The 12,037-nt window shown below is 69.6% G+C and carries 9 protein-coding genes; all 9 read left to right on the forward strand.

Going from position 1 to position 12,037, the window contains the following annotated elements:
- The first annotated feature begins 81 nt into the window (after positions 1 to 81).
- Positions 82 to 2,391 (forward strand): DEAD/DEAH box helicase, encoded by a 2,310-nt coding sequence (locus ABD235_RS21055; protein ID WP_344176546.1) that lies wholly within the window; start codon positions 82 to 84, stop codon positions 2,389 to 2,391.
- 39 nt (positions 2,392 to 2,430) lie between these two features.
- Complete coding sequence (locus ABD235_RS21060) at positions 2,431 to 2,856, forward strand: hypothetical protein (protein WP_344176548.1); 426 nt, start codon at positions 2,431 to 2,433, stop codon at positions 2,854 to 2,856.
- 385 nt (positions 2,857 to 3,241) lie between these two features.
- Positions 3,242 to 4,009 carry a ricin-type beta-trefoil lectin domain protein gene (locus ABD235_RS21065; RefSeq protein WP_344176550.1) on the forward strand — a complete coding sequence of 256 codons (768 nt, stop codon included), beginning with the start codon at positions 3,242 to 3,244 and terminating at the stop codon, positions 4,007 to 4,009.
- A 514-nt stretch (positions 4,010 to 4,523) separates the two neighbouring features.
- Positions 4,524 to 5,951: an extracellular solute-binding protein gene (locus ABD235_RS21070; protein ID WP_344176552.1), complete on the forward strand. Its 1,428-nt coding sequence runs from the start codon at positions 4,524 to 4,526 to the stop codon at positions 5,949 to 5,951.
- Positions 5,951 to 6,874 carry a carbohydrate ABC transporter permease gene (locus ABD235_RS21075; RefSeq protein ID WP_344176555.1) on the forward strand — a complete coding sequence of 308 codons (924 nt, stop codon included), beginning with the start codon at positions 5,951 to 5,953 and terminating at the stop codon, positions 6,872 to 6,874. The genes ABD235_RS21070 and ABD235_RS21075 overlap by 1 nt, the downstream gene beginning before the upstream one ends.
- 37 nt (positions 6,875 to 6,911) lie before the next feature.
- A complete protein-coding gene (locus ABD235_RS21080; RefSeq protein WP_077017833.1) occupies positions 6,912 to 7,733 on the forward strand; it encodes a carbohydrate ABC transporter permease in 822 nt (273 codons plus the stop codon).
- Complete coding sequence (locus ABD235_RS21085; protein WP_344176559.1) at positions 7,733 to 8,944, forward strand: ABC transporter ATP-binding protein; 1,212 nt, start codon at positions 7,733 to 7,735, stop codon at positions 8,942 to 8,944. Before ABD235_RS21080 ends, ABD235_RS21085 begins: the two co-directional genes overlap by 1 nt.
- Positions 8,944 to 10,194 (forward strand): CehA/McbA family metallohydrolase, encoded by a 1,251-nt coding sequence (locus ABD235_RS21090; RefSeq protein ID WP_344176562.1) that lies wholly within the window; start codon positions 8,944 to 8,946, stop codon positions 10,192 to 10,194. The genes ABD235_RS21085 and ABD235_RS21090 overlap by 1 nt, the downstream gene beginning before the upstream one ends.
- Before the next feature lie 562 nt (positions 10,195 to 10,756).
- A complete protein-coding gene (locus tag ABD235_RS21095; protein WP_344176564.1) occupies positions 10,757 to 11,377 on the forward strand; it encodes a response regulator in 621 nt (206 codons plus the stop codon).
- Positions 11,378 to 12,037 lie beyond the last annotated feature (660 nt).

Below are 12,037 nucleotides of genomic sequence, written 5' to 3' on the forward strand. Positions count from 1 at the left end.
GTGCATCCGGCGGCGGCGTTCGCTCGTGCATCGCTTGACGGCCTTTCTCCGCGCCGGAGCGGGACGGCTAGGCTCGTCGGCATGAGTGGTGAGGCGGCTGTCGTGCTGAAAAGACTCGCCTCCGGTCCAGACCGCATCGACCGGCTCACTCACGTCGAGCAGGTGCCGCCGAGGATCGGCCGGACGGGCGAATGGCCCCGGTGGGTTCCGCCCGAGGTGCTGAGCCAGCTGGCCGATGCCGGGGTCCACAGTCCGTGGATCCACCAGGTCGCCACCGCCGAAGCGGCGTACAGCGGCAAGCACGTCGTCGTCGCCACCGGTACGGCGTCCGGCAAGTCGCTCGGCTACCTGCTGCCGTCGTTCGCGACGCTGAGCATCGCGCATGCGGCGTCACCGCATCGGCGGGCCGCCTCGGTGCTGTACCTGTCGCCGACGAAGGCGTTGGCCCACGACCAGCTGCGCGCACTGTCGCAGTACAAGGTGGACGGCCTGCGCGCGACCACGCTGGACGGCGACTCCGAGCGGACCGAGCGCGACTGGGCGCGCGACCACGCGACGTACGTGCTGAGCAATCCGGACATGCTGCACCGTTCGGTGCTGCCGAACCACCAGCGCTGGGCCAGGTTCCTCGGCTGCCTGCAGTACGTCGTGGTCGACGAGTGCCACCACTACCGCGGCGTCTTCGGTGCCCACGTCGCCGGCGTGCTGCGGCGGCTGCGGCGGATCTGCGCGCAGTACGGCGCGCACCCGATCTTCATCTGCGCTTCGGCGACTGTTGCCGAGCCCGCCGTGTCCGGCGAACGGCTGACCGGGCTGCCGATGGTCGAGGTGCTCGACGACGGCTCTCCGCGCGGCGGCATCTCCTTCGGCCTGTGGGAGCCGCCGCTGACCTCGCTGCGCGGAGAGAACGGAGCACCGGTACGACGGTCCGCCCCGGCCGAGGTGGCGGAGCTGTTGACCGACCTGGTGGTGTCGGGCGTTCGCACTGTCGCCTTCGTCCGCTCGCGGCGTGGAGCCGAACAGGTGGCGATGACGGCCCGGGACAACCTGGCCGAAGTGGACCCGGCCCTGGCTGAGCAGGTGTCGGCGTACCGGGCCGGGTACCTGCCGGAGGAACGGCGCCGGCTGGAGAGCATGCTGCAGAGCGGCGAGCTCACCGGCGTCGCCGCGACCAACGCACTCGAGCTGGGCATCGACATCGCCGGGCTGGACGCCGTCCTGCTGTCCGGCTGGCCTGGTACTCGCGCATCTCTCTGGCAGCAGGCGGGCCGGGCCGGTCGCGCAGGTGGCGATGCACTGGCGTTGCTGGTCGCGCGGGACGATCCGCTGGACACCTACCTCGTCCGGCACCCGCAGGCGATCTTCGGACGGCCGGTCGAGGCGACGGTGTTCAACCCGGAGAACCCGTACGTGCTCGGCCCGCAGCTGTGCGCCGCGGCGCAGGAGCTGCCGCTGACCGAGGCGGACTACGAGGTGTTCGGCGCCACGACGCCGTCGGTGATCGCACAGCTCGTCCGGCAGGGCCTGCTGCGCGAGCGGCCGCACGGCTGGTTCTGGACCCGGCGGGAGCGGGCTGTCGACGCGATCGACATCCGGTCGGCCGGCGGCAAGACCGTGCAGATCGTCGAGGACCAGACCGGTCGCCTGCTCGGCACTGTCGACGGCGGCTCGGCCCACGCGTCGGTGCACGAGGGCGCGGTCTACGTGCACGCCGGCGAGTCGTACCTGGTCCGCACCCTCGACCTGGAGAACCACGCGGCGATCGTCGAGCAGGCCTCCCCCGACTACACGACGTTCGCCCGGGACGTCACCGAGATCAGCATCCTGGCCACCGAGGCGACCGAGACCTGGGGATCGGCCGAGCTGTCCCGCGGCTGGGTCCAGGTGACGAACCAGGTGGTGTCGTTCCAGCGCAAGCAGCTGGCCACCGGCGACGTACTGGACGAGCAGCCGCTTGACCTGCCGGAGCGGACGCTGCGGACCAAGGCGGTCTGGTGGACGATGCCGGACACCGTCGTCGCCGCCCTCGGGCTGGACGACGTACCGGGTGCCGCGCACGCGGCCGAGCACGCGTCGATCGGGCTGCTTCCCCTGTTCGCGACCTGCGACCGCTGGGACATCGGTGGGGTGTCGACGGCCAAGCACGCCGACACCGGCCAGCTGACCGTCTTCGTGTACGACGGGCACCCGGGCGGGGCCGGGTTCGCCGAGCACGGGTACGCCGCGGCGCGCGAGTGGTTGACCGCGACACGGGAGGCGATAGCACACTGTGAGTGCACGGAAGGATGCCCGTCGTGCGTACAGTCGCCCAAATGTGGGAACGGGAACAACCCACTCGACAAGGGCGGCGCCGTGGCGCTGCTCACCGCACTACTCCGCAGTGAGGCCTGAAGGATCCAGCAGGTGCTGCTGGAAGAGAGGCAGCAAACCATGGCCGTTCTCGGAATCGTCCTGATCGTCGTCGCGGTCCTGTTCGGACTCGGCGTGGCGGTCTCGTCCGGCGCCTCGACCACGATGGAGGTCTTCGGCGTCGACTTCGGCGTCGTCGTGGCCACCGTCTTCTTCCTCGGCGCCGCGGCCGGCGCCGTCCTGATCGTCGGCCTGTGGCTGACGAAGAAGGGACTCAGCCGCGGTTACCGCCGGCACAAGGAGGTGCGCGAGCTGCGCCAGCAGGTCGCCACAGCTCCTGACAGCTCAACCACTTCCGGCTACGCGACGACCGTCGACGGCGACGACACCGCACCCGTCGGCAAGCACGCGGCCGACGTACCGGCCGACGTCCCGCCGGCCGACGAGCGACTGGCCGAGGAGCGGCACACCGTTGCCGAGGGCCCCGAAACCAGGCAGCCGCACTGACCCCGGGAACTGAAGGTTCTTCCGGAGAACGCCGCTTTGTCTCGATCGTGACGCGGCCACCGCACAGCCGCCGCTCGACCAGGACGCAGCGGGATATCGATGCCCTGCGCAACGATTCCGGACTGGCAGTTAGTTGCCAATGGCATCAAGTACCGGCCGATCTCCGTAACCACGATCCAGCGGTCTGTGCCTTACTGGTCGTGGCGTCAACGTCGCGTTGAGTCACCGCCGCCTTCCGGGTCACACCGCCTCCTCACGGGGGACCGACCCGCCGCGCCACCCCACGCGCAAGGGGTGCTGCCGCGGTTCCCGGAACCGGCCCGCTCCGCGCCTCGGGGTCCCGACGACCTGACGCCGCGAGATGGCACGACCTCTGGAGGTTGTCTTGATCGTCCGTAGCATTCTCAGTCGCACCGGTGTCGCAGTCCTGGCCGTCAGCGTCGCGCTGGCCACCGCACTGCCGGCCCGCGCCGCAGCACCGGCCCCGACGGCGGCCCCACCGGGCATCGTCGAGGTCGGCGCGGTGAAGCAGATCACCAGCAGCGCCGACACCCGGTACTGCCTGACCTTCGTGGCCGCCGAGAAGATCCCGATGGCGGTGATGATGGCCTGCGCTCCGGGCAAGGAGGGCAAGACCCAGGAGTGGGTCTACACCGGCAAGGGCCAGCTGCAGGTCGCGATGAGCAAGAGCGTCGGTGGCGCCCTGGCCAAGAGCGGCGCCTGCCTGGACACCGGGGCCGACCTGGTCACGGTGCCCAAGAACGCACCGGTGCTGGTGCTGCCCTGCCGTGACGGCGACGGGCAGAAGTGGAACTACGACGAGTCGACCGGGTCGTTCGTCAACGCGGCGAGCGGACTGGCACTCAGCTCGCTGATGGGTCAGGGCAAGGCGAAGCAGGCCCAGCCGACCGGCACGTCGGCTGCTGTGGGTGCTGCGAACCAGGGCTGGAAGGCCCTGCCGCTGCCCGGTCTCGACATCCTGGGTGCGGTCCTGGCACTCGTGAACGCGCTGCTGGCGTCCCTGGGCCTGGCCCTGCCGCTGCCGATCGCGAACGCCGCGTCCAGCCTGCTCGAACTGGTCCGGGGCAAGACTCCGGTGCCGGCCGAGATGTCGGTGATGCCGAAGCAGATGATGCAGCTGGCCCAGAAGTAACCGCTGCACCCCACAGAAGGGCGGCCCCGACGATGTCGGGGCCGCCCGTTTTCCTTTCAGTTCGAGTGGTCGGTCTGGAGGCCGGAGCCGGTGGACCGGGAGGGTTCCGCTGCTTGCGCGTCAGCGGAGAGTCCGGTCACCGCCGGCGCCTCACCACCAGCAGTCGTGCCAGTGGTGCCAGTGGTGCCAGTGGTGACCCCCACCGAGAAGGCCGTAGAGCAGATCTCCGAGCATGTCCTTCACCTCCGTTTCCAGTGTTCCGAACGCTGCAGACGCTACCTCGCGCCATCACGGTCTGTATCTACCCAGCTACTCTTTGAGACCCAACCGCGAGCGAGCTTTAACTCTTCCGCAATGCGTCCCGGTGGTGCCGGATTTGACGAGATCGGCCGTGACCTGGGATGGCCGCACGAAGTAGCCCAGGGCAACCGGGTAAAAGTCTTCACAAAGTCACCTACGGGTGTAAAAGTGTTCCGGCGTACCTCCCCGCACTTCCCTGCAAGGAGTCCTCCTGATGCGACCCATCTCGCGTGTGATCCCGCCGGCCGCCCTGGGCGTGGCCGCCGCGCTGCTGCTGACCGGCTGTCTGGGGTCGTCGGACTCCGGCAGCGGCGACCAGGACAGCAACCGCAACGCCGACGCCAAGAAGGTCGAGCTGGTGATCGGTGCCAACTCGGTCAAGGGCGGCAAGAACAGCGCCGGCGCGACCTTCACCTCCGACGTCCTGATCCCGAAGTTCGTCGAGGCGCAGAAGGCCAAGGGCGTCGACGTCACCGTCCGCTTCGAGGGCGACGGCTCCGACGACGAGGTCTACAAGCAGAAGCTCGCGCTCAGCCTGTCCAACAAGGCCGGCCCCGACCTGATGAACATGGACGGCATCTGGGTCGGCGAGTTCGCCCAGGCCGGCTACGTGAAGCCGCTCACCGACACCGTCGGCGACGCCGCCAAGGTGGACGACTGGGACGGCTGGAAGCAGATCCCGGACTCGGTGCAGCAGCTCGGCAGCTTCGAGGGCAAGCGGTACGGCGTACCGGCCGGCACCGACGGCCGGGTGCTGTACTTCAACAAGAAGCTGTTCGCCCAGGCCGGGCTGCCGGCCGACTGGCAGCCGAAGTCGTGGGACGACATCCTCGCCGCGGGCCAGAAGCTGAAGACGCTGTCCGGGGTGACCCCGATCCAGATCAACGGCGGCACCGCGATGGGCGAGGCGACCTCGATGCAGGGCGTGCTGCCGCTGCTGGTCGGCACCGGCGCGGCGATCAACACCGACGGCAAGTGGCTGGGCAACACGGCCCAGACCCGCCAGGTGCTGGAGTTCTACCAGAAGATCTACGGCAGCGGCCTGGGCGACCCGGTGCTGCAGCGCGAGGCCAAGGGCCGCGACAAGTCGTTCGCCGAGTTCGCCGCGAACAAGATCGGCATCCTGCTCGAGGGCGACTACTTCTGGCGCAGCGTCGTCGAGCCCAAGGAGGGCGTCGCCAAGATGGCCGACCGCGACACCGCCGTCGGGTACGCGCTGATCCCGGCCTCCAAGCCCGGCGCCGGCGTCAAGGGCCAGGACTTCGTCTCGATGTCCGGCGGTGGCGTGGTCGCGATCAACCCGAACACCAAGTTCCCCCAGCAGGCCTGGGAGCTGCTGCAGTTCATGAACTCCGCCGAGATGGTCGAGGCCGGCCTGAACGGCGCCGCCAAGATCACCCAACGCACCGACGTCAACGCCAAGGTGCTGGCCGGTGACCCGATGCTGAACTTCGTCGCCACCAAGGTGCTGCCGCTGACGCAGTACCGGCCGGGCCTGGCGGAGTACCCGAAGATCTCGGCCGCGCTGCAGCAGGCGACCGCCGACGTGATCGGCGGCAAGTCCCCCGCCGACGCGGCCAAGGCGTACCAGACCGCCGTCGAGTCCGCCGCCGGCGGCAAGGACAAGGTCACCAGCAACTGATGGCGGCCACCACCGAACCCGCGCCGGGTCGCCCGGCGCGGGTGCGCGGGCCGGCCCAGGACGTCGCGGGGCTCGGCGTAGGCCGGGCGCTCGGCTTCGTCGCGCCCGCGCTGCTGCTGATCGGCGCGTTCCTGGTCTTCCCCGCGGTCTGGACGATCTACATCGGCATCACCAACTACCGGCTCACCGGGGTCGAGGCCGTGTCGCCGTCGATCGTCGGGCTGTCGAACTACACCAAGGCACTGAACGACGCGCTGTTCCACAACGCGTTGTGGCTGACGCTGCTGTTCGTGCTGGGTTCGGCGATCATCGGTCAGAACATCCTCGGCTTCGCGCTGGCGTGGACGATGCGCAAGGCGCGGCCGGCGGTCCGCCGTACGGTCGAAGGCCTGGTGCTGCTGGCCTGGATCCTGCCGTCGACCGTCGTCGCGTACCTGTGGATCGCGTTCTTCGACCGCGACACCGGCACGCTGAACAGCATCCTCGGGCAGCAAGGGACAGCTTGGCTGATCGAGTACCCGATGGTCTGCCTGGTGCTGTTCAACACCTGGCGGGGTACGGCGTTCTCGATGATGCTCTACTCGTCCGCGCTGCAGGCCGTCCCGCCGTCGCAGCTGGAGTCGGCGCGGATGGTCGGGGCATCTGGTTGGCAGACGCTGCGCGACGTCGTGTTCCCGCACATCCGGGGCCACGTGCTGACCAACACGCTGCTGATCTCGCTGTGGACCGCGAACGACTTCTCCCCGTTCCTGCTCACCAAGGGCGGCCCGAACCACGAGTCCGAGACCGTGCCGGTCTACATCTACAACGTCGCGCTGCAGGGCGGTGAGCTCGGCTACTCGTCGGCGATCTCGTTCCTGCTGCTGATCGCGAACCTGCTGGTCGCGCTGCTGTACCTGCGACTGCTGAGGAGGCGCTCGTGAACCCGCTGCCTGCGCCCGCCGGCCTGAGGAGGTGCTCGTGAACCCGGCGTACGTCGTACGGCGGATCGGCTTCTACGTGCTGATCTGCGCGATCACCCTGTTCTTCGCGGTCCCGATGCTGTGGATCGCGTCGGCGCCCTTCGACGCCTCTCCCGGCCTGGGCGTGCGCTGGCCGGACTGGACGCTGGACAACGTCCGCAAGACGCTCGACCACCCGTACGCGTTGCACTCGATGGTCAACTCGCTGCTGATCTGCGTGACGACCGCCGTGGCCGTCACGGCGTTTGCCGCTTTGGCGTCGTACGCGCTGTCGCGGGTGCGGATCCCGGGCCGGGACGCCTTGCTGTACGGGCTTCTGCTGCTGTCGTCGGTGGTCACCGGGACGGCGGCGATGGTGCCGATCTTCGTGATGATGTTCCAGCTCGGGCTGATCGACTCCCGCTTCGGCGTCGCGCTGGTGATGACCGGCGGGTTGTTGCCGGCGGCCATCTTCATCCTGAAGGACTTCGTCGATGCCGTACCGAAGTCGTACGAGGAGTCCGCACGGGTGTTCGGTGCTTCCACCGGCCAGATCCTGCGCGACGTGGTGCTGCCGGTCGCCCGGCCCGGCCTGGCCACGATCCTGGTCTGGGCGTTCGTGAACTCGTGGGGCAACTTCCTGGTGCCCTTCCTGCTGATCCGGTCGATCGACAAGCAGCCCGGCGCGGTGCTGCTGCAGACCTTCACCGACGAGGGCGGCAGCGCCAACCTCTCGGTGATCCCGGTCTTCTCGTTGCTGTTCTCGATCCCGGTCGTCGTGCTGTACCTGTTGGTGAACTCGAGGTACGGGTTCCGCTTCCACGGAGGAATCAAGAGCTGATGGCTGGCATCGACATCGAAGGCCTGGCGACGGTCTACCCGAACGGCGTCCGCGCCGTCGACGGACTGGACCTGAGCGTGGCCGACGGCGAGTTCTTCGCCCTGCTCGGTCCGTCCGGGTGCGGCAAGACGACCCTGCTGCGGACCATCGCGGGCCTGGAGAACGCCTCCGAGGGAACCGTCCGGATCGACGGCGCGGACGTGACGCGGCTCGAACCCGGGAAGCGTGGGGTGGCGATGGTCTTCCAGGACTACGCGCTGTTCCCGCACATGACCGTGTCGGAGAACATCACCTATCCGCTGAAGGTCCGGCGGGTCGCCGCCACCACGCGGGCCTCGGTCGCGGAGAAGACCTCCGCCGAGCTGTCGCTGCAAGGGCTGCTCGAGCGTCGTCCGGGGCAGCTGTCCGGTGGTCAGCAGCAGCGGGTCGCGCTGGCGCGGGCGATCGCGTCCGAGGGCAAGGTGCTGCTGCTCGACGAGCCGCTGTCCAACCTGGACGCGCGGCTGCGACTCGAGGCGCGGACGTTCCTGAAGAAGCTGCAGCGGGACCTGGGGATCACCACGGTCTTCGTCACCCACGACCAGGCCGAGGCTCTGGCGTTGGCGGACAAGATCGCCGTGATGCAGACCGGCAAGCTGGTCCAGCTCGGTTCTCCACGCGAGGTGTTCGCCCGCCCGGCGAACACCTTCGTGGCCAACTTCATCGGGTCCACGCCGATGAACCTGCTGGAAGGGGAGGTCGGCGCCACCGACGGCATCACCGCTCCGGCCGACGGCTCGGCGTACGGCGTGGTGGAGGTCGCCGGCGGGCGCTTGCCGGCAGCAACCGGCTCGGTCCCGGCCGGCGCGAAGGTGACGGTCGGCATCCGGCCGGAGTACCTGACGCTCTCGACCGGCGACGCCACCGGTCCGTCGATCCGCGGCACTGTGGTCGTTGCCGAGAACCTCGGTACGTCGTCCCTGGTGTCCGTCGACTGCTCCGGCACGTTGATCGGCGTCACCGTGCCCGAAGAGGACGAACCCGCCCCCGGTACTCCGGTCAGCCTCACCGCTCCGGCCCAACGGGTCCTTCTCTACGACCAGGACTCCGGTGAGCTCCTCGCCCGCCAGCCCACCCCCGCCGACTCGGTCGGTGCCGGCTCCCGCTCCGAGTCCGGCTCTCGCTCCGCGTCCGGCACTCGCTCCGGCCCCGGTGAGGTGGCGGACGCCTGATGGCTGTCACTTCCTTCAAGCGCCGTTGGACTCTCGACGACCGGGCGGAGTCGGTCTGGCACTCGCTGCCGGTCGACATCCCGCCCGGCTGCGAGGGCCTGCTCGTCACGCTGACGGTTCCTTCGGTGGACGGCGTAGTCATCGACCTCGGCTGCGAGGGCGCCGGCGGCTGGCGCGGCTGGTCGGGCGGCGCTCGCCAGACCTTCGCCATCACGCCCACCGCGGCGACTCCCGGCTACCTGGCCGGCGAACTCGAACCAGGCACCTGGTGGGTCGTCCTCGGCCTCCACCGCCTCCCGGTCGAGGGCGCCGAACTGATCGTCGAAGCCGTCACCGGCCCGGTCTCCGTCGTACCAGGGCTGGACGAGTACGCCGCAGCAACGGCAGCCGTCGCCGTACCGGCTCGCCCACCGCGCCGCACCCTCCCCGCCGCCGACGGCCTCCGCTGGATCGCGGGCGACTTCCACGCCCACTCGCTGCACTCCGACGGTTCCACCCCGATCGCAAACCTCGCCGCCCTCGGCGTCGCCGCCGGCCTCGACGTACTGGCCTGCACCGACCACAACACCGAGGCACACCACCTCGAACTCCCGTCGGTAGGCAACCGCTTCGGCATCGGCCTGATCCCCGGCCAGGAAGTCACCACCGACACCGGCCACGCCAACGCCTTCGGCGCCATCGGAGTCATCGACTTCCGCCGCCCAGCCGCCGAGTGGGTCCCCGAAGTCGCCCGCCGCGGCGGCCTCCTCTCGATCAACCACCCCCTCAGCGGCGACTGCTCCTGGCGCCAACCCCTGTGGGGCACTCACCCACCCCTGGCCGAAATCTGGCACTCCTCCTGGCTGGACCGCCGCTGGGGCGGCCCCATCGCCTGGTGGGAGTCGTGGAGCCTGTCCACCACCCCCATCGGCGGCAGCGACTGGCACAACCCGTCCTCCCTCTCGTTGCCCGGAGCCCCCACCACCTGGCTGGCCGTAGACGCGGATGCCGAAACCCCCGACGAGCTGGTCCCCGCAGCCCTGGAAGCCCTCTCCGCCGGCCGCACCGCCATCTCCGCCGGCTACAACGCCCCGGTAGTCCTCCGCAACGCCAACGAGTTCGTAGTCCTCGACGCTCCCAACACCATCCTCATCGCCCCCGACGGCACCCGCCGCCCCATCCGCACCCCCACCGAAACCCTCCCCGCAAACCAACCAGGCGGCCACGTACTAGCCACCCACGACGGCGAGTTCATCTCCGTCACGCACTAGCTGCCCAGGCCACCCACTACCCGCTTGCCTTGAGTCAGTCAGACCACGAGCCCCGTCTCCGCCCGGTTCCGGCCCCCCGGCCTCTGCGCCACGCCCCGCCCCACCTTGCAGAACCCACAGGCCACGCCCCGCCCCACCTTGCAGAACCCACAGGCCACACGCCGCCCACCCCGGAACCCACAGCCCACTCCACGGCCCATCTCCGGCCCATCCCCATAATTCTTCCCGGCCGCCGCAACCTCACTGCAGACAACCGAGTCCGGCCGCATCGCCGTCTGTCTCACCCGGCACCTCTTCACCAAGCCCACAAGGCGTCTTGGCGTACCGCGCGGCTCCTCGAACGAACCTTCGTGTGCCTGCCCAGCTGGAAGAAAGAGCGGATGCACAGACCACCATCAGAGAAGTGACGGGGTGGGTGGATAGCGATCTGGTCGCAATCTGGTAGAGATACCGCGTTGATGTGGACGGCATCCGTCAGCTGGATCCATGATCTTCAACCGAAGTCCTGCTCATCCTCCCGGACGCACTTCCCCGGCGCCCGGACGGAACCCCGGAGGCTCGTTTGCCCGACCGCATCCGGCTGCTGCTGGTCGACGACCAGATCCTCAGCCGAGGCGTCCTCAGAAGCGGTCTGGAACGCGAACGCGACCTCGAGATCGTCGCCGAACTGAAGCGCTCCGACGACGTCGTCGCGGCCGCCAAACGGCACCGCGCGAACATCGCCCTGCTCGACGCCGCCGGTTCCGGCCACGACAGCATCACCGTCACGACCCAGCTCCGCACCTCGATGCCCGAGTGCCGGGTCGTCATGCTCACGACGTACGGCCGCCCCGGCCATCTCCGCCGAGGCCTCGAAGCCGGCGCCAAAGGCTTTGCCCTCAAGAACAGCCCCACCCCCCAACTGGCCGACGCCGTACGCCGGGTCCACCTGGGCCTGCGCGTGGTCGACGCCAACCTCGCCGCCGAGACCCTGCACTACACCCAAACCCCTCTCACCGAAGGCGAAACCACCACCCTCCGCGCCGCCCGCGAAGGCGGCACCGTCGCCACCATGGCCGAAAAACTCGCCGTCTCCGAACGCGTCGTCCGCACCCGCCTCTGGTCCGCCATCGGCAAAACCGGCGCCCGAACCCGAGCCGACGCCATCACCATCGCCGAACGCAACGGCTGGCTCTACGACTGATCCCTCAGCAGCCCGGCCCCAGCGCCCTTGCCAGCACCGCGAGGTCGTCGATCGATGGAGCTGAGTACGCCGCCGTCTAGCCCGAGCGCGACGCGAGCCCGAACTTCCCGCACGTCCCCTTGCCACCCACAACAACCGTCCGCCTCGAGGAACCGGTGGGCTGGGCCGCCAGTGTGGACGACCTTCCGTACAAGTGGTCCACAGCACGCGTTCGCGGACGATCAGCTGCCTAGCACCGTCGCACCACCGGCATCGGGCACGGGCCCGGCCCAGGGCCTGCAACCTCCACAGCTTCGTACAAGCCCACGCCATTCGGGGAAGCGGGAACACGCGGCTGGCGGACCGGTGGGCTGGCGGGCTGGCGGGCTGGCGGGCTGGCGGGCTGGCGGGCTGGCGGGCTGGCGGGCTGGCGGGAGCAGCCTCGCTCGGCGGGCTGGCGCGCAAGCGGGCCAACAGGCATGCAGGGCAACGAACAGGCTCCCGGCCTGCGCTCGCCGGATTGCCGTCCGTACGGCGGGATCGGCGGTCCGGGTCTCGCGCAACAGTCGCGGCTGGCAGGCGCCAGCCAGGCGCCGACGGCCAAGCGAAACCCCGCACCCGTCCAGCAGGAGCTGCCAATGGAACGGGCCATCGCCGGGCCTGGTCCTGATCGCCAAGTGG

Source organism: Kribbella lupini, from assembly GCF_039529595.1.
GTDB lineage: Bacteria > Actinomycetota > Actinomycetes > Propionibacteriales > Kribbellaceae > Kribbella > Kribbella lupini.

Bases quoted from the DNA above. Each gene is read 5' to 3' on its own strand.
- ABD235_RS21075 (WP_344176555.1), top strand. From the start codon at position 5,951: ATGGCGGCCACCACCGAACCCGCGCCGGGTCGCCCGGCGCGGGTGCGC.
- ABD235_RS21055 (WP_344176546.1), top strand. From the start codon at position 82: ATGAGTGGTGAGGCGGCTGTCGTGCTGAAAAGACTCGCCTCCGGTCCA.
- ABD235_RS21070 (WP_344176552.1), top strand. From the start codon at position 4,524: ATGCGACCCATCTCGCGTGTGATCCCGCCGGCCGCCCTGGGCGTGGCC.
- ABD235_RS21085 (WP_344176559.1), top strand. From the start codon at position 7,733: ATGGCTGGCATCGACATCGAAGGCCTGGCGACGGTCTACCCGAACGGC.
- ABD235_RS21060 (WP_344176548.1), top strand. From the start codon at position 2,431: ATGGCCGTTCTCGGAATCGTCCTGATCGTCGTCGCGGTCCTGTTCGGA.
- ABD235_RS21090 (WP_344176562.1), top strand. From the start codon at position 8,944: ATGGCTGTCACTTCCTTCAAGCGCCGTTGGACTCTCGACGACCGGGCG.